Source organism: Bradyrhizobium sp. USDA3516 (assembly GCF_057651995.1).
On record NZ_JBYGYN010000007.1, the window covers coordinates 1 to 17,282 of the forward strand.

Consider the following 17,282-nt stretch of genomic DNA (forward strand, 5'->3'; position numbering starts at 1 on the left):
CGTTGTTCGGCTCCTGCTCGAACTTCACCAGCTGATTGTCCACGGTGTCCAGGCTCTCGCTGGTCTCCGTCAGAAACTCCCGCAACAGATCATCCATGAGCTACGCCTTACTGACCTGGGCCTAAACCCGACGCCTGAGCCATCCTGGCACGGACGGACGCCCTATCCTGGATCGTTAGACATCCCCTTTCACAGTCCCGTTAATTTCATCCTCCGTGCTACTACGGATATTGAAGCGAAGTTTGCGGTTCTGCTGCATACCGCAGCGCTTTTCGGCAAAGCCTCCTGCGCGCCGCAACCCCGGGAGTCGGGCGGTAAACGAGCCGATAATTGCGCGACGAGGCGTGTGGGAAAGGCCTGCTCGTGAAGAACGATAGCGGCGGTTGAGGCGAGCCGGCCGCAGCTGGCCGCACGCCCGTCGCGCGTGCTCTCGGGCGTTGCCGCGATCTACGCGGTCCACGCTTGAGGTAAACGAAGCGTTACCCAGCGGCCGAAGCCGCTTGTGCCGCGCTAACCGAGCTGCACGGCCGTGGCGATGTCGGAGCGGGGGCGATGCTCTGCCAGGCAATCGTTGATGGCGGCGAGCAGCGCGTGCGGCGTGAACGGCTTGCGCAGACAGCGCGCGGCGCCGAGCTCCAGCGCCATCCGCAGGAAATCGGGCGCGGGCGAGTTCAAATTCGCGAAAGCGTAGCCGGACATCGCGATCAGCGGAATGACCGGCGCCTGCTCGTGGAAAATCCGGATCGATTCGAACCCGCGCATGTGCGGCATGAAAATGTCGATGATCATCAGATCGAACTGCTGGTGCTCGAGGGCGCGCAATCCGGCTTCACCGCCCTCGGCGATCGTCACCCGAAAATTGTTGCGCTGGAGGTAAACCTCGATGGCCATGCACACCATCGGGTCATCGTCGACGACGAGAATATGGCGCAGATCGTCTCGCCCCAAGTGAGCTTCCCGTTCCGGCGATTCAATAATCGAACCGTGGGGCACGCCTTTCTCCTTTACCTTCGATGAGAGATGAAACCTACATTCTTGCGGAAGCGGTCGAGGCGACGCGAGCCGGCCCGATGACCAGCGCGACTGCAATGCCTTCCGACTCCTGAGGCCCCCTTACCGCTTTTTCCTGCGCAATGGTTGCAGGACGGCCGCCTCGTCAACGAATCAGTGTGCTCTTCTTAATTCCGCCGCAAATGAGACAGGCTGTCTGCCCTCTAACGGGTATATGGACGATGCCACAACCTTCAGGTTAGTATTTGCCCACCGTGCAACTGAGTGACGAAGGCCGCGCCGCCCAGCGTCCATCGAACCTTCCGGATGACTTGAATGACCGTGAGCGGCCGCCCGCCCAACCAGCTGCTGAACCTGCTCGATGCGGCGGATTTCGATCGGCTGCTTCCGCACCTCGCGACGGTTGAAATGGTCAGCAAGTCTGTCGTGGGCGAGGTCGGCATTGCGCCGAGACACGTCTACTTCCCGCATGGTGGATCGGTTTCGGTCAGGGTGAGCCTGTCCGAGGGACAGACGATCGGAATTGCGATGCCGGGCCGCGACAGCGTGGTGGGGCCGGTGCAGCCCTTGCCGACGGCATCTCGCCGATCGATGCGCTCGTGCTGTTCCCAGAAGCTGCTTCCATCATCGAGAGCGGGGTTTTCCGCGCGGTCGCGACGGCAAGCGCACGCTTTCGCCAGCTGATGGTCCGCCACGAGCAGGTCATGCTTGCGCAGGCGCAGCAATCGCTGCTCTGCAATGCGTCGCATCCGGTCGAGGCGCGGCTCGCGCGCTGGCTGCTCCGCGCCCGCGACCTTTCCGACGGCCAAGTCCTGCCGCTGACCCAGGAGGCGCTGGCGCAGATGATCGGCGTCCGCCGCAACGCGATCTCGCTGGTCGCGCATGCGCTGCAGCGTGCCGGCATCATTCGCTACCGCCGCGGCCAGATCGAGATCGTCGATGCCAAGGCGCTGCTGACGACGTCCTGCGGCTGCTATTCGGCGGTGAAGGCCCACCACCTGCGCCTGATGGGAGCCGGGGCGTGACGGGAAGCACGATGCGATCCCGGTATGCCGACGTGCACGCAGCGGCGATGCTTCGCCTGGGCCGGACAACTTGTCTCAATTGCCAATATATCCCGCCGCGAAGATGATGGAATTACTCGCGCACGACGTGAACACGGGCGTTGGGATTCGCAGGTGCAGGGTTACGGAGGAGGCAGCTTTGGAAAGCATGGCGCGTCCGTCCAACGGTTTCCTGTCCGCATTGTCGGCGGACGATTATGAAATGATCCGACCGCACCTGCGAACCGTGGATCTGCCCCACGGGACGGTGCTGGTTGAGACCGGAGAGACGCTCAGGCGCGCGTATTTTCCTCACCGCGGCGTCATCTCGCTGGTGGTTGAACTGGCCAAGGGCGAGCATGTGCAAGTCGCCATGATCGGCCGCGCCAGCCTGCTCGGAACGCTCGCCATCGTAGGCGATGCATGTGCGTTGAACACCGCCATCGTGCTGGTTCCCGGCGTTGCCTCGGTGATGGATCTGGACCGCCTGCGCATGGCCGCCGACCAGAGCAGCGTCCTGCGCACGCAGCTCACGCGTCACGGGCTGGCGGTCTACGCCCAGGTGCAGCAGACCGCCGGCTGCAACGCCGCCCATCCGGTGGAGTCGCGGCTTTCGCGCTGCCTGTTGCACGCTCATGACCTGTCGGGCGAGTCGCGCCTGCTGCTGACCCAGGAGACCATGGCCCAGATGATCGGGGCTCGGCGCAACAGCGTGTCGCTGGTCGCCAACTCCTTGCAGCAGGCCAATTTCATCCACTACAGCCGCGGACACATCCAGATCACCAACCTCGACGGGCTGCGCCAGACGGCATGCGAATGCTACGCCGCCGTGAAGGCCCAGTACGACCGGCTGCTCGGCCCGCACTGAACGCCGCGCTCGCTTGGTAAACCGCGGGCTAATGGCGGCCTGCAAACACCGGCCATCCTGCTACCGGAACTGAAATTCGAAGGCCGTACACACGCGACATGCCTCGCGCCGTGACGTGCCGCGCGACAATGAACCGGGATCAAGGCAGGCAAGGCCATGTTTGACGACACCGTCGCGCTTGCGAAGGCACTCGATGCCGAACCCGCGCGCGAGCCGCGCGCATATGAAGCGCTGGTGCGCGAGATCGGCGAGGACGGTGCCGGTGAAGTGCGCGACGTGTTTTGGAGCGAGACCTGCGCGCGCCTGCAATCGTTCCGAACGCTGTCGCCCGCGCAGCACCACGCCAGGATCGCGCGCGAAGCGCATTCGTTGAAGAGCGCGGCCGGAACGTTCGGCTATCTCAGGCTCGCCGCACTGTCGCTGCGGCTGGAGAAGACGGTGGAGAGCCTCGGCGATGCCGAATTCCGCGCGCTCCTGGACCTGATGGATGCGGCCTATGCCGCCGCGCACGCGCAGGAGCCGCAAGGCTAGCCCCTTTTTCTTGCGCCTCGTCGTACGACCTCGCGAGAAGACGCTCCGAACTACCCGGGCGTGCATTCCCGCCGTACTTCTACGGTTTGCGATTTTCATGGATGGCTAATCATAGCTGGCGATAGTCCCGGAAAACCAGGAGGGTTTTCCATGTTCACCTACGAGACCGCAGACCAGAAGGAGGTTCGTCGCTTCCGCATCGCACAGTTCAACGGCCGGATGGCGACGGTGAAGGCCGGCGAGTCGACGGTGACCGGTTTCGTGCGCTCGGTGCTGGAGCAGGAATCGAGCATGCCTCCCCGCTGGACCATCACCATCATTCCGAGCGCGCCGAAGGAAGAGATCAAGCCGCTGCGTCCCGTCTCGCGCGCACGTCCGTTCGCCGAAGATTATTTCTGAGCGCCACGGAATTCCAAATTTTCGGGTCTCGCCCGACGGCGGGCAACCGGCCCGGCTCAGTCGATCGAATGCAGCAGCGCCGCACGGACGAGGTCCGCGGTGTTGCGCGCACCGAGCTTGCGCATCGCCTCGGCGCGATGGCTCTCGAAGGTGCGCGGACTGATCTGCATGCGAAGCGCACCCTGCTTGTTCGAGTAGCCTTCGCTGATCAGCCTCAGCACCTCGCGCTCGCGCTTGGTCAGCCGCTTCTGGCCCGACGGGCCGAGCAGATCGGCGCTCGGCGGCCGCGGTGGCTGCAGCATGCGGGCGGCCTTCGATTCTGCCTCTTCGGACGGGCTCGGCAAGCCGCTGTTGGAGCCGCCCTTGGAGCCGCCCTTGGGCGGGCCGGCGAGCTGCTTGACCAGGCCGCAAACGCGCTCGGTCTGGGCCAGCGCGTTCTCCACCACCCGCTGCAAATAGGCGCGATCGCCGGTCACGGGGACGAGCTGATCGCTGTGATGCTTGATCTCGCCCATGTAGAGCAGCAGCGCAGTCAGGGGGCCGTTGAGCTCGCGGGCGATGGCAGCCGCCATTTCGTCGGCCGCCTTGGCACGCAAGGCGCTCAGGCGGGCGAAATCGGGCTCTTCGGCTGAAGCAGCGCTGCTTTCGTGCCATGCCGACGGCCGCGAATCGGTGGCCGTATCATTCTGTGACCCCATGTCACTCGTTTAGCGGAACCGGGACGGGTCTGTGGTTAACTTTCTGCTCCGTAAGACTACGGTGATTTAGGCTGTATTGCGATAAAATAGCGGCTTAGGCACAATTTGTGCTTGCGCGATGCCGCACGCGACCATGCAGCGGTTGAGTTTTCTGCCGAAATCCTGGGCTGCGAAGGGGAAAGCTCCTCGGCGGACGCCTTGCTCCGACGTCCGCCCCCGGATTTTACGGATTAATTAACGGTGACTTGCTTCTCTAGGGAGGTTGAGAGCGCGCAAATGCCTCCACGCATTGGGCCCGCAAGCCCGCGGGCCCCGCTGCGAAAGATTGCGTGCCATGGACGAGATCGATCGGCTATCGGAATTTCTGCAGAGGCTGACGCCGCTGTCGCGCAGCTGTCTGCTCAGCGAGCTCGAACGGCTCGAGCTGTGCGGCATCGAGATGCCGGGTTCGGCCGACATCCAGAGCCGCTTGCGCGCCGAATTCCGCAAGGACGGTTCGACCCAGGGGCGCGCCACCAACCCGTCGCGCTATTTCTTCGCGCCGCTCGAGCTGCTGCTGATCGACGGCGCGCCCGAGCATGCCAACATGGGGCGGATCTCGCGCAACACCCTCACCCCGATCTGGGAATGGATCTGCCGCGACCTTTTGCCGACGATGGCGCGCGACTACATCAAGGCGATCAACGACCAGGTCGCGGCCAACAACCCGAAGGAAGTCCAGAAGATCGCCTCGACCTTCCAGATCAAGGTCGTCAAGGTCCTCGAGAGCACCCTCGCCTCGCCCGAGAGCGCCGAATCCGCGCGCGCCAAGCTCGGGCAATATACGGCCTCGCGCACCGCCTTCGACGACGTCGTGAAGATGCTGCATGTGTTGCGCGCCGGCGATGCACTGCCGAAGTTCAACGCGAAGCTGCCCGACAAGATCGCCAAGTTCGACGACGGCCAGGTCGTCCAGATCACCGCGCAGCTCGACGCCCTCAAGAAGGCCCATCCCCAGGCGCTGCCCTTCGCGCTGACCCTGGTGGCGCGACGCCTGAGGACGTCCTGGCAATTGGTGCGGCTTGCCACCAAGGCGGCTGCGAGCAAGGCCGCCGCAGACGTCGCCGCCGCCCCCTATGCGTGCGTCGTTCACATGGTCCTCGACCGGCTCGACGACAAGCGCCTCGCGCTTCGTGTCGCGCTCCGGCACAACCGGGTGCTGATCGCCCGCGACCTGCTCACCGAGATCTACGACACCGAATATGCGCTCAAGGTCCGCATCGACGGCATCGAGCAATGCGAATGGGGCGTCCGCCTCCAGCAATTGATGGACGCGATCGCGGCGCTGGTCTCCGCCGAGGTGAGCCGCTTCCCTGCCAATGTCGGCCACATTCTCGGCTCGCGGCGGCTGCGCAGCCACGACACGCTCGGCGGCAAGCTGTCCTATCTGGCCTGGAAGGGACGCGACGTGGTGCAGGACGGTGCGGCGGCGTTCCGCAAATTGATCGGGCAGACCTAGGCCGCGGCTAGCGCGGCAGGCACAGGAAGCGATCGATGAATCGCCCTGACAGCACGAACCTGAACCACCAATACATCATTCGCCGCATCGACATAGCTGTATCCTCGACAGCCCTCCACCAGCTCGGGGGAGCTTTAGCGCGAGTGCGGCAATGCGCGTGTGAGGTGCTTCACATTCTTGGCCGCCGACACGGATTCGTTGTCGCAGAACCGTCACGAGCGCAAGGCGGCGATGCGCGCACCGCGGGTGGTCGCAACATGAAGGCCGCCGCCGATCGACGCTGCGCCGGCTTCATCGCCGCCGCGGGACAACCGCGCGCGCATCGAAGATTTCATCGACAAATTAGCTCGAATTGCAGCGCTTAACGTTACTCAGATAATTCAAGAACGATGTGAAGCTCTCCTTATTTGAACCCACGCTCCGCGTTTAAGAAACCGTCACGGAACGGGAGTGGTGTAGGATGAACGATGGGATGGTTGAGCTCGCCGGACGAAGGCCTGTGACCTTCGGACGGCGAAAGGTGACGCCGCGCGCCTGCGTGGCCGACAGCAAGCGTCACCTGCGCGCGTTCCTCAGCGAGATCCTCGAGGATCTCGGCTTCGTCACCTGCGAATGCGCCAGCGCGGAGGAGCTGAAGACGGTGCTCGCGAGCGAATTGCCGGACCTGATCCTGCTCGGCGTCGCCGCCGACGGCATCGAGCCGGGACGTTTCCTCGAGATCCTCGTGCGCGAGGCATTCGCCGGCCGGGTTCTCGCCGTCGGCGCCCGCGATTCGATCATCGTCAAAGCCGTGCGGCAGGTCGGCGACGAATATGGCCTTGCCATGCTGCCGCCGCTGACGACGCCCTTTGCCGCGGAGACGCTGCGCGAGCGCGTTGCGATGCTGCTGCCGGAGGAGCCGGCGCCGAGCCCGGCCGTGCATGTCGGCGAGGCCTTGCATGCCGGCTGGCTCGAGCTCTGGTACCAGCCCAAGATCGACGCGCGCACGCTGGTGCGCAGCGGCGCCGAGGCATTGGTGCGGATGCGGCATCCGACCTGGGGCGTGGTGCCGCCGGCCTATTTCATCCCGGAGCCGCACGATCCGCATTTTCGCGAGCTGTCGGAATTCGTGATCGATCGCGCCGTGCAGGACTGGCACTATCTTCTGGAGCAACAAAGCCCGGTCGACCTGTCGATCAATCTTCCCGCCGCCTATCTCAGGGAGCCGCAGGCGGTGCGCGATCTCTGCCGCCGCGTGCCGACGCATCCGGCCTTCGGCGGGCTGACGGTCGAGATCGACAGCGAGGAGGCGATCCGCGAGCTCGATCTGCTGGCCGAGGTCGCGCGCGAGGTCGGCCTGCACAATATCGGCCTGTCGATCGACAATCTCGGCGCCAACTGGCCACAGCTGATGGACCTCGACAAGATTCCCTTCGTCAAGCTGAAGGCCGACCGGCACTTCGTCACCGGCAGCGGCGGCGACCGGCTGAAGCGCACGGTGTGCCGTCACATCGTCGAGCTGGCGCAGACTTTTGGCGCGCGCGCGGTGGCGCAGGGCGTCGAGAGCCGCGCCGACCTCGTCGCGGCGAGCGAGATCGGCTTCGACGTCGTGCAGGGCTTTCTGTTCGGCAAGCCGATGCCGCTGAAGAAGTTCGCGAAGGCCGTGCTGACGCGCACCGTGATGGGCCAGGCGTGAGGCGCTGCCCTTACGCTAGCGGCAGACCCAGACGCCGTTGACCAGCACGCGGACGCAGGCCGGCGCCACGACGGCGGCTCCGGCGGCGGCTGCACCGACGGCCGCTCCCCCGACCACGGCACGGCGCGTCGTTCGACGCGCGACGCCCGCGACACTCGCCGGCGTCGCCGGCCGCCCGACGCGGGCTTCCGCGCTCTGGATCGCGACTGAAAGCCCGTCCTCTGCCGACCACTGCACCGAGGTCAATGCTGCGCAGACGACAACGGCGCCCGCCAACCACAATCTGGTACCCTGTCGCATGACGTCCTCCCTCGCTTTTGATGCATCTAGAGGCGGACACCGCGCCGGGACAGGCGTTGATCTAGATCAAGGTTTGGCGGTCGCATGACAAGGGCGGCGGGCGTGAAGCGACAGGCTCAGGCATAGCGCCGTGCGAAGAAGACGCAGGCGACCACGATGGCCGTCGCGGCGATCATGCTCCCCGCGACCGGCTCACCGAGCAGGAGGCCGGCGAGCGCGAGGCCAAAGAACGGCTGCAGCTGCTGCAGCTGGCCGACGCGGGCGATGCCGCCGAGGGCGAGCCCGCGGTACCAGAAGATGAAGCCGACGAACATGCTGAAGACGGAGACATAGGCGAGCCCGATCCAGGCGGGCATGGAGATGCCGCTCCAGGCCGGCGGCCAGGTCAACACCGCGAGCACCAGCATCAGGGGCAGCGCGAGCAGCAGCGCCCAGGAGATCACCTGCCAGCCGCCGAGCCGGCGCGACAGCGCGGCGCCCTCGGCATAGCCGAGGCCGCACAGCACGATCGCCGCGACCATCAAGAGATCGCCTTTGAGCGAGGCCGCGCCGTCACCGGTGAGGGCAAAGCCGGCCACCGTGGCGCTGCCGAGACCAGCGAACAGCCAGAACAGCGGCCGCGGCCGCTCGCCGCCGCGCAGCACGCCGAAGATCGCAGTCGACAGCGGCAGCAGGCCGATGAAGACGATGGAGCGCGCGGAGGTGACGTGCTGCAGCGCGAGCGCCGTCAGCAAGGGAAAGCCGACCACGACGCCGATGGCGACGATGGCGAGCGAGGCGAGATCACGGCGCTGCGGCCGCGCCTGCCTGAGCACGGCGAGCACCAAAGCCCCGATCAGCGCGGCGATGACCGCGCGCGCCGAGGTCAGGAACAGCGCCGAGAAGCCGCCGACCGCCACGCGCGTCGCCGGCAGCGAGCCGCTGAAGATGACGACGCCGAGAAGCCCGTTGCCCCAGCCGCTGGCGGAAGAGTGCATGTTGGTCTCGCTTGGTGGGAACGGCGGATCGGTTGCCGGGGCGGTTGAACGCCTCGCGTGATGGCATGGAACAACAAAAGTTCGAAAACAACCCCATGCACAGTAGACGGGGGTTGCAAGATCAATGGGTTAGGTGGGGGGCTGGGCTGAGTGCGGGTCGGGCGGGGTTTCGGGAGCCAAAAAGTCGGGGGAGCGTGGTTTGACGCGCTTGTCCGGCGCGCCTTCGAGCCGACGAGATTGGCGCGAGCGGTATCGCCCATTCCGAATGACGTCTCCTGTCATTTGCTTCGTCGGGCAAAACAGGAGCATAGTGGCATCATCGCAGGAGGTCGGACAGGCAGGGCTTTGGCCCGGGTCTCTTGAAGGCGCCTGTCGCCGGACGGTGCGCGTTTCGTGCACTGTCACCGCAACATCCAGCACCCGCTCAGGCGAATTGAGAATAGCGCGAAAGCTGAAAGAAGGGTTCGGCCTGATAGGACGGATCGGTGGCAAGGCGAGCAAGCCTTTGCCCGATGGCCGGCGCGAACTTCGCACCGTGGCCCGAACACGCGGAGCAGACGATCAGGCGGGACTCCGGCCAGCGATCGATGATGAATTCCTCGCCCGCGTCTAGCCGGCGGTCGGCGGGTGCGGTGTTGGTGTAGAGGCAAACGTCGCGATCGATGATCGGCCCGGCCGCGCCGGGGACGAGGGCGGCCAATGCTTCGCCGATCGGGCGGAGCTCGGCATCGGAGGCCTGCGGACCCCAATCGTCGGGGCCGACCACGGGCCCGTGGTTGTGAGGCGCAGCTTTGACGCCGCGCTGTTCGAAGTCCGGAAAGCCGTAGACCGTATCGTTCGGACCTCGGTCCAGAATGAAGATCGGGAAACGACCGAGCGCCACGCTGTCAGGGCTGCTAGGTGCGAACCAGCCGACCGCCTGTCGGGTCACGTTCAGCAGCGCGGCGAGTGGCGGGAGTGCGCGACCGAGCCATGGGCCAAGCGCCAGAATCGCGCGCTCAGCGAAGAACTCTTCGGTATCAGTGCGGATCGACACGCCGTCGTGGTGCGGCATGAAGCTCGCGCGTTCCGCAATCACGCGGTTCCCCGCGCGTGCGCGCATCAGCTTCATGACGACCTCGGTCCGCAGGATCGCGCCACCGTCCTGCACGACGACGTCCCAGTCGCCCGGCAGGGTGAAAGCCGGAAATTCCTTGTTCGCTTGAGCCGCGGTCAACATCGGGTCCGGGCGCCCTTTCGCGATCGCGGCCGCGCGCGAGGACGCCACCATGACGGAGCCGGGGCGGCCGGCCTCCAGAACAGGGGTTTCCGTCAGAATTGTTTGACCGCTTTCGCTCTGCAGCCGGATCCAGCCGGCATGAGCCTCGTCGCTCAGGCTGGTGTAGTTGGGGTTTTCGAAATTGAAGCGACGGAAAATGCGACATGACCCATGTGACGAGCCGCGATCCGAACCTGCTGCGACAGGGTCGAAGCCGAGCGCATCGACGCCGGCATCCAGCAATGCGCCCAGCGCGGCTCCGCCCATGAGCCCCAGACCCAGCACGGCGACTTCGCATTTTCGCATGAAGGCCTCGCGAGCGATGCTACGATGCGGAGATCATCGTGATGATGTCGCGGGTTTGCAAGGTTTGCGGGAGCACGTCGTATGCCATCTTCGTCGCGCGCATCCACTCGCTTTTTGGAGCTATGACGGGCGTTCAAAGCAACAGGGCCGGCGCTTTACAACGGGTCCGCGATGCGCCCCGTAGTACGGCGGGAAAGCCATTAGGATAGACTTTTGGACGTCTCGGGGCAGGTTCAGATAGGGCTTTTTCGAACCTAAAGTTGTAGGTATTATGGCGTCACGGACGGGCTCTTCGACCTTGTTCGTCTCTTCCAAGACTTCCCCACGTCAACTCGAGGCCGGGCCATCCGGCGACCTATATTCAAAACCATTCTTGAACGTCTTCGCGGAAAATTGCCAAGTGTCTCCAAAAAACGACGAACTTAGCCCGATACCACCACTTGCCTTCCTCAGAGCCGTTCTCAAATCCGATCCTACGCCGGATGATCGGAAGCTCGTGGAGTCCATTGTGCGTATTCGCGCGCAGCTCGCGCAACGCACTGACGTAGACGAGGCATTCGAAATAGACCCGGAAAATGTCGGATACTTGAAACGTTCGATCGGCAGTTTGGGCGTCTACGTTCCTTTTAATCTGGTTAGCGTTTTTCCGGGACGGGATGAACTCGACGACATGGTTGCGACAGCGACAGATATTCGCATCCAGGATGGTCACCCGATCTGTCTAAGCGGAAGCGCCACGTTCTTAGGCAAGTCCGTTCCTATCTCCGACTTGGATTTTTGCGAATATTATCCGTTGGCCATTACTTTACTGCCAGATTTGATTGCGCAACGTCTGGGGACGAGCGTGGAGCGCCTTCTTGTTCGCGTGAATTGGAACGGCACTCGGTACAATGCGCCCTTTAATGACCTCGTGGCCTCTCTTTCACAGTCCGCCAACGACACCGTGACCTACGTGAAGCTTGATTTTCTCTGGAAGGTTCCCAGATTCGGGCTTATGCCGACCACAACTATGATATTGAAAGTAAAAGAAAATATGACGGGCCCCGCGCTGGCGCGCAGCTTTGTTCATCAAGAAGCAGTCATTTCAGCGTCCGGACCTCCCCGCAACTTATTTGCGGCCGAGGAAATTCACCTCTATCTTAGGTTCCTAAAGGGAGAGACGGCGAAGTATGCCGCAAGCGGTGTCGGCCGCGGGTCCCCAGACTCCCTCAAGGCTATGAAACGTGCTCTTTCTCTGCTTTTGCTCATCGGAGCCGATCAGGATCAAGAATTGCATGCCGAGCTTGAGGGATTGATCGAGGCCCTCGAAGGGCCGGCCATCGCCGGGATCGTTCTTGAGAAGCGACTCGAAGAGCTTTCGGGGTTAGCGAAAGAAGCCGATGCGGCAATAAGTGAGGCTGCCCGGGAGGCCGTTGGTAACGTAAAACTAGAATTTGAAGATAGACTGCTGGAAAGCGACGAACGAGACCTGGTTTTGGAAGGCACTTCGCGCATGGCCCAGGCGTTGAAGGGACTAATCGAAGGGTTATTTTCCGCTGTCGGGGACGTTAGGCACTGACGCATGTCAAAGTCTGATCTAATAGACAGCATCCTTGCGTACGTGCCGGCAACACGTCGACTTGATGACAAGGCGCGTCAGAACCTCGAAAATTTATCGGAAGGACAACTCTCCTCGCTTGCAACGGACGTCGCAGATGCGGCGGCTCACGCCAAGAAGTTGCTCGGAGAAGGCGTATCCGAATCGATGGCGCAGGCTGCTCTAGCGAAAGGGACGGCTTCGATCCGTGAAGCTAAAGATATGCTTGCCGAAGCGAACCGAAGGGTTCTTGCCCGCCAAAATTCCAAGAAAGTGGAAGAGGCCTCGCCGTTGCGGCCTGTAGTGCATACAGGCTGGGAAGCACCATTTGCGCCTACTCGGGAAAGAGCGGGTGCTAATCCGTCGGAAATGCGAGTATCCGAACAACTAATTGAAGTTGCGGCAACTCGATTGGGCGCTCTGTTGGTCGAGTGCCTCTCCGATATAGAGGCAACAATCGGCAATGCGGGATTGATCCGAGGACGGTTCTTGGAGTTTCTAGAATCGTCAGTACACACGAAACTCTTTCGATCGTTTCTGAGAGCGCGTACGACGTCCATGTTGCTTGAATCCTGGGATCTCCTTTTGGAGCGCCAGTGGAAAAGAGTGGACGCCGAATCTCTGGTCCTAGAGGCTCAATTCCATGCGATAATGCGAGAAGTTCGAAACGAGATCATTCACAAACCCTCCATTTACGATCCCCATTTGTTGGCAGAACATGAGGACGTCGTTGTCGAAACGCGGGCGATCGATGGGCTTGCATTACTCGGCAGTCGTCTCATCGACTACAAGCCAGACCTTCTCGTTAGCCTGGATCGTGGTGGCGAAGTCGTGGGCAAACTCCTCGACGCTGAATTTGGAAGTGATCTGAAATTTGACCATGCGCTGGTCCGCAGGCTTCACGGTTGGCAATTCTCCGATGTTAGAACAAGAAAAGCCGCGCCCGGGAAAATCGTAGTCGTGGACGATATTGCTCGCAGCGGCGGCGCCATGTCGGAAGCAATTCAATTCCTCCATACAAAGTTTCCGGCTGCCGAGATCCGCGCAATGGTGATCGTTGGTACCGGCGCTGCAAAGCAACGTTTGGGCGACCAGGTTCTCTACATGCCGAACATGGCATTGAACATTGGAGTACGTGTTCCTTGGAAGAGTGGGGGCGACGCCGCGTTCCGGCGGCTGAAGGATGCTTACGTCCTCGGAAATGCGCAGGACGAGCTCAAGGTGTCTAAGGATATCTTTGAGCGGATGGTTAGGCGTTTTCAGGCTGCCCTCAATCGGCAGGACGTCACCTAGCGTCCCCATTGCCCACGCGCCTGTCCTTTCTTCGATTTATCTCGGCAAGAAGTATCTTCGCTGTCCCTCGTACTCGCCAACCCGTGCTAGACCCGTAGCAACCAGCGTTTCCAAGACCTCCGCGATGCGCTGCCGACGCTTGGCCGTATTCTTTCCCTCCAATCCGCTTGCTATAGCGGCTGGTAGAATGGGTGCTGGCGCCTTAAAGAGGAAGTCTCGCACGAACCTAAGCTGTTCCAGACCGTCCGCCGGCCATTTCGGTCGCTCGGCCGCGTCTGGCAGTTCGATGTCCAGCATTCCGACGTGTTCGCTCTCCTGTTTGGATGCCTTCACGCCAAGCTTTGCTATCTGATACTCCGGTCTTAACCACCGAACCAACCCACGCTTCTCTTCGGCTGCTCGCTGTTGATTGAGCTCTACAAGCCGAGTCAGAAGTTCTTCCTCTGCCTTCTCTTGTTCCGGTAATTTGTGAAGCGAGGGTAGCGTTGCACCGGGCCGACCGACCAGCAACGGGATTAGATCTTCCCAAGCGTAGGATGTCAGCACGGCTCGGTCGATATCGTCATGAATTTCTTTCAGAACCGATATTAGGCCAGCCTGGTGCATGTCGCGCTCTGCGTCGGTCAGCGGAGGCACGGTGCAGCCGTTTTCCACTTCACGCAATCGTTCCAGCGCGTTGTAGAGATCGGTCATCGTGAGGAAAGAATGCTCAGCTAGTCGCTGCTTGCGGAAGCTATCTAAGCGCTCGCCAAGCCCCCTTAGCCGTTCCTGTTGGGCGAATAGCGGATTGGCCGATGAAAGTGTCGGATCAACCGCGAGTGGAAATGGAAACGGATCAAAGGTCCGCGACTTTGAGTATCGTGGATCGTTACCCACCCCGAGCCACCCGCCCGTTGCGATAGCCCAGGCCACGTTCAGTCGTGACGACAAAACAGCCAAGTGCTCTGCCGTGTCTAGACTGACGCAAACAAGCATATTGTCCGGCCTGATACTGGCATCGAGAAATTGAAATGTCCTGTGCCGGGTCGTCTCGACGGTCACGATGTATCGCCGCAAACCTACTAGTGCCGGACGGAAATCCCTTCGCGGTTCACCAAAAATCCACCACAGATCGCGGTAGCTAGCTCGGTTGTTGTGATCGCGCTCTGGTTTCACATTGTCCAGTACGTGTTGATAGACAGCCGGAAAACGCGTGCGGACTTCCTCCGCTTCCAGCGGGTATAAGTCGATTACCATTACGCCGCGTGGACGCTGCGCAACGTCACGCCCATTGCGATAGTTGAGGATGTGGCTCTCCAAGCCGTTAACTGTTCCAAGCCCTAACGCTTTCGCCTGCGTTGGTGTGACGATGAAGCCCGCTCCATGGAGCTTTACACCCGGACTAGACAATAGGTCGTTGGCAAGAAGAGCTCTCGCGGACGCGAGGTCTGCTCCTACGGAGAGATTGGCTCGAATTTTTCCGGCACGCGTCTCCAATCCAACCTGGGGAGTGTCTGTACTTAACCCCGCTTCAGACACAACTTCCGCCAACACTCCTTCCCGCTCTCCTTTCTCCGCAACGGTCATAGCGATGCGTACGGCTGCTCGATCGGACGCCTTCATCCAAGGATGGTTGGGCACAGCGAATACCAAGGACAAAGGCTCCTTCGCCGCCATGCTCCGCTCAATCGCACGACGAGAAAACGTTTGCGTGATCGAGTTTGTTGTGATGAAGCCAAAGCGCCGCAATGGATTCAACTGACCCTGCAGTGGCTTGCGTAACAGCCGGGTCGCAGCCTCGTCCCAGAAGTGCAAGACGAAATCGGCTCCCCCGGAAAGATGCGGACGCGCTGCCCAGCAGGCTTCGGCATACCCGCCACCAAGCTCCGCACGCATGTCCTTGCCGCCGATGAAGGGCGGATTGCCAACAATGAATTCAACCTCCGGCCACGAAGCGCGCCTTGGATTTACATAAGTGTATACTGGCACTCTTGCATCAGGATCGGGAATTTCCTCGCCTGTGATCGGGTGATACTTCTTGGTAGTTCCGTCCCATCGTGACAACGGCCGCCCGCTAGCGTCGCGCAGCAACTCCTGCCGATCGTAGGCGATGACGGCGTCCTGTTCCCTGATGGTCCCATATACGTCTAAGACTGGTTCTTGGATGGCATCTGGCCCGCCCGTCTTGAGCTGCCATTTCAAGTAACCAATCCAAAGCACGAGATCGGCGATAACCACAGCGCGCGGGTTGATTTCAAGGCCATAAAACTGATGAGGATCGACGGTGAAACGGCCACCAGTTCTTGCTAGACGCTGCCCGACGAGGTCTTTACCAGCGTCTTCCGGAAAGTCACCGTAGCGATCTGGTTGTCCGCCGAGACTCGTTATGGCTTCCAACACTTCGCCTTCGAGCCTCTTCATTAGCTCAAGGCTAACGTATAAGAAGTTGCCTGTGCCGCAAGCCGGATCGAGAACACGCGTCGTGCACAGTTTGCGATGAAACTTGAGCACGGTGGCCAGAGCCCCACGATGATTCCCTTGGTCCAGTAATTCCTTTACTTGGCCCTGAACAAGCTCCCAGTCGGCGCGCAGCGGCTCGATGATCGTTGGGACGACGAGGCGCTCAACATAGGCTCGCGGTGTGTAGTGCGCTCCTAATTTGGATCGCTCACGTGCATTCAACGCACGTTCTAGCAGCGTACCGAAGATCGCCGGCTCGACATTCGACCAATCCTTGCTAGCAGCAATCCAAAGTTCGTTGATGTCCTCCTTATCGAGAGGAAATGCCGATCTTTTCTTAAACAGTGAGCCGTTGAACTTTTTCAGAGTGACATTGAGGTGCGGGGCATAGCCACCTTGGTCCATCACGGCCCAAAGGCTCTCCAGCGCCGCGACGAAATGCTTGGGCGTGTCTCTCATTTGCCCGAGCAGCTTGTGAAACCCTTTCTCGGGTATGAGTTTGGCGTCCTCTGCGAACATGGTGAACAGGCAGCGCATCAAGAACTCCGCCACGTCCTTAGCGTCGTACTTCTCTTCCAACCGCTTCGCGATCTTGGCGAGACGCTCGGCAATGTCCCTCGTGACCTCTGCTGAAATCCGCGTTGGATCGAGTGACCGAGGGTCGTTCCAGATTGCCTGCAAGCGCGCTTGAACGCTGGGATCGCGCAAATCCGCCATGCTGATCCGGTAGGATTGGCGGTCCGGGAAGTGTGCGTAGTTCTTCCCTTGGCCGGAGAAGTCAGCATAGACTTCGATCACATGACCTACGTCCACGACGAGCAGAAATGGTGGGTAACCGTGCTCGACAGGAAGAGCGCGAGCATAATCCTCTGCCTGCTTGCGAGCAGCAAGCATCACTTGGTCCCAACCGCGTGTCCCACGCAGAGCGTGCCCTGACTTGAATTGCTGCTCGTCTTCACCAAGAAGCAGCAATTGGTCAGCCGCGAGCCTAGCCTTTTGGCGCTTCCGAGATTGCTTTGCTTCAAGCACGAAGCTATTCTTGCGATAGCAATCTATAAAGCCGGAGGTAGTGGTCCCATCCGGATGCTTGAAGTCAACGCGACGTTCGAAGACGTAGTCATTTAAGGAGTTCTCCTCCCTGGCCAGATCGGGGCCAGGCAGGCCGAGCGCACCGCACAACCGCTCAATAAAAAGCTGATAATTAGCTCTCTCCGCTCCACCGGACGCACTCGCCGCAGCGATCAACGCTTCTAGCTTCGCACCGTCAATCACCTGTTGCCCCATACTCCCAAGGTATTCGCCCCTAAGTCCCTATAGCAATAGCACCGCTTCTGCATTGCAGCGATTCTCGCTCCAACTCAAAGTACAATCATCTCAAGGTAGACGAAAGTCGCAGCGGCAACTATCATT

15 protein-coding genes are annotated in these 17,282 nt (G+C 61.4%); 9 read left to right on the plus strand and 6 right to left on the minus strand.

Features of this window, described 5'->3' with window-relative positions; all coding sequences use genetic code 11:
• Positions 1-510: 510 nt before the first annotated feature.
• Positions 511-933: a response regulator gene (locus AC24YW_RS21755; protein WP_487484965.1), complete on the minus strand. Its 423-nt coding sequence runs from the start codon at positions 931-933 to the stop codon at positions 511-513.
• Positions 934-1,326: 393 nt separating this feature from the next.
• Between AC24YW_RS21755 and AC24YW_RS21760 the strand changes: the two genes are divergently transcribed.
• The 5 genes from AC24YW_RS21760 to AC24YW_RS21780 all read left to right on the plus strand — a co-directional run bounded on the left by AC24YW_RS21760 (position 1,327) and on the right by AC24YW_RS21780 (position 3,852).
• Positions 1,327-1,695 (plus strand): hypothetical protein, encoded by a 369-nt coding sequence (locus tag AC24YW_RS21760; protein WP_487484637.1) that lies wholly within the window; start codon positions 1,327-1,329, stop codon positions 1,693-1,695.
• Between the two features lie 20 nt (positions 1,696-1,715).
• Positions 1,716-2,036: a Crp/Fnr family transcriptional regulator gene (locus tag AC24YW_RS21765; RefSeq protein ID WP_487484638.1), complete on the plus strand. Its 321-nt coding sequence runs from the start codon at positions 1,716-1,718 to the stop codon at positions 2,034-2,036.
• A gap of 187 nt (positions 2,037-2,223) precedes the next feature.
• Positions 2,224-2,922 (plus strand): Crp/Fnr family transcriptional regulator, encoded by a 699-nt coding sequence (locus tag AC24YW_RS21770; protein ID WP_487484966.1) that lies wholly within the window; start codon positions 2,224-2,226, stop codon positions 2,920-2,922.
• 156 nt (positions 2,923-3,078) lie between these two features.
• Entirely contained in the window at positions 3,079-3,453 is a 375-nt protein-coding gene (locus tag AC24YW_RS21775) for an Hpt domain-containing protein (protein ID WP_487484639.1), read from the plus strand.
• 150 nt (positions 3,454-3,603) lie between these two features.
• Positions 3,604-3,852 carry a hypothetical protein gene (locus AC24YW_RS21780; protein WP_197955230.1) on the plus strand — a complete coding sequence of 83 codons (249 nt, stop codon included), beginning with the start codon at positions 3,604-3,606 and terminating at the stop codon, positions 3,850-3,852.
• Positions 3,853-3,908: 56 nt separating this feature from the next.
• On the opposite strand, the gene AC24YW_RS21785 is transcribed toward AC24YW_RS21780, so the two are convergent.
• The gene (locus AC24YW_RS21785; protein ID WP_487484640.1) at positions 3,909-4,550 is read right to left on the minus strand and encodes a helix-turn-helix transcriptional regulator; all 642 of its coding nucleotides are present in this window, start codon (positions 4,548-4,550) and stop codon (positions 3,909-3,911) included.
• Between the two features lie 334 nt (positions 4,551-4,884).
• Here AC24YW_RS21785 and AC24YW_RS21790 point away from each other — a divergent pair, with 334 nt between their 5' ends.
• Together AC24YW_RS21790 and AC24YW_RS21795 are read left to right on the plus strand one after the other, a co-directional pair.
• Positions 4,885-6,048: a hypothetical protein gene (locus AC24YW_RS21790; protein WP_487484641.1), complete on the plus strand. Its 1,164-nt coding sequence runs from the start codon at positions 4,885-4,887 to the stop codon at positions 6,046-6,048.
• A 460-nt stretch (positions 6,049-6,508) separates the two neighbouring features.
• Positions 6,509-7,723 (plus strand): EAL domain-containing response regulator, encoded by a 1,215-nt coding sequence (locus AC24YW_RS21795; RefSeq protein WP_487484642.1) that lies wholly within the window; start codon positions 6,509-6,511, stop codon positions 7,721-7,723.
• 15 nt (positions 7,724-7,738) lie between these two features.
• Here AC24YW_RS21795 and AC24YW_RS21800 read toward each other — a convergent pair whose 3' ends face one another.
• The 3 genes from AC24YW_RS21800 to AC24YW_RS21810 form a co-directional block, all read right to left on the minus strand.
• Complete coding sequence (locus tag AC24YW_RS21800) at positions 7,739-8,023, minus strand: hypothetical protein (RefSeq protein ID WP_487484643.1); 285 nt, start codon at positions 8,021-8,023, stop codon at positions 7,739-7,741.
• 116 nt (positions 8,024-8,139) lie between these two features.
• A complete protein-coding gene (locus AC24YW_RS21805; RefSeq protein ID WP_487484644.1) occupies positions 8,140-9,000 on the minus strand; it encodes a DMT family transporter in 861 nt (286 codons plus the stop codon).
• A gap of 424 nt (positions 9,001-9,424) precedes the next feature.
• Positions 9,425-10,543, minus strand: coding sequence for an FAD-dependent oxidoreductase (locus tag AC24YW_RS21810; protein WP_487484645.1), 1,119 nt, complete (start codon positions 10,541-10,543; stop codon positions 9,425-9,427).
• Between the two features lie 529 nt (positions 10,544-11,072).
• Between AC24YW_RS21810 and AC24YW_RS21815 the strand changes: the two genes are divergently transcribed.
• Complete coding sequence (locus AC24YW_RS21815; protein ID WP_487484646.1) at positions 11,073-12,122, plus strand: hypothetical protein; 1,050 nt, start codon at positions 11,073-11,075, stop codon at positions 12,120-12,122.
• Between the two features lie 3 nt (positions 12,123-12,125).
• Positions 12,126-13,433, plus strand: a complete 1,308-nt coding sequence (locus tag AC24YW_RS21820; protein ID WP_487484647.1) for a phosphoribosyltransferase — start codon at positions 12,126-12,128, stop codon at positions 13,431-13,433.
• 36 nt (positions 13,434-13,469) lie between these two features.
• On the opposite strand, the gene AC24YW_RS21825 is transcribed toward AC24YW_RS21820, so the two are convergent.
• The gene (locus tag AC24YW_RS21825) at positions 13,470-17,156 is read right to left on the minus strand and encodes a class I SAM-dependent DNA methyltransferase (protein WP_487484648.1); all 3,687 of its coding nucleotides are present in this window, start codon (positions 17,154-17,156) and stop codon (positions 13,470-13,472) included.
• Between the last annotated feature and the right edge of the window lie 126 nt (positions 17,157-17,282).

Coding starts and splice junctions, on each gene's coding strand:
- AC24YW_RS21760 (WP_487484637.1), top strand. CDS start 1,327: ATGACCGTGAGCGGCCGCCCGCCCAACCAGCTGCTGAACCTGCTCGAT.
- AC24YW_RS21765 (WP_487484638.1), top strand. CDS start 1,716: ATGCTTGCGCAGGCGCAGCAATCGCTGCTCTGCAATGCGTCGCATCCG.
- AC24YW_RS21770 (WP_487484966.1), top strand. CDS start 2,224: ATGGCGCGTCCGTCCAACGGTTTCCTGTCCGCATTGTCGGCGGACGAT.
- AC24YW_RS21775 (WP_487484639.1), top strand. CDS start 3,079: ATGTTTGACGACACCGTCGCGCTTGCGAAGGCACTCGATGCCGAACCC.
- AC24YW_RS21780 (WP_197955230.1), top strand. CDS start 3,604: ATGTTCACCTACGAGACCGCAGACCAGAAGGAGGTTCGTCGCTTCCGC.
- AC24YW_RS21785 (WP_487484640.1), bottom strand. CDS start 4,550: ATGGGGTCACAGAATGATACGGCCACCGATTCGCGGCCGTCGGCATGG.
- AC24YW_RS21790 (WP_487484641.1), top strand. CDS start 4,885: ATGGACGAGATCGATCGGCTATCGGAATTTCTGCAGAGGCTGACGCCG.
- AC24YW_RS21795 (WP_487484642.1), top strand. CDS start 6,509: ATGAACGATGGGATGGTTGAGCTCGCCGGACGAAGGCCTGTGACCTTC.
- AC24YW_RS21800 (WP_487484643.1), bottom strand. CDS start 8,023: ATGCGACAGGGTACCAGATTGTGGTTGGCGGGCGCCGTTGTCGTCTGC.
- AC24YW_RS21805 (WP_487484644.1), bottom strand. CDS start 9,000: ATGCACTCTTCCGCCAGCGGCTGGGGCAACGGGCTTCTCGGCGTCGTC.
- AC24YW_RS21820 (WP_487484647.1), top strand. CDS start 12,126: ATGTCAAAGTCTGATCTAATAGACAGCATCCTTGCGTACGTGCCGGCA.
- AC24YW_RS21825 (WP_487484648.1), bottom strand. CDS start 17,156: ATGGGGCAACAGGTGATTGACGGTGCGAAGCTAGAAGCGTTGATCGCT.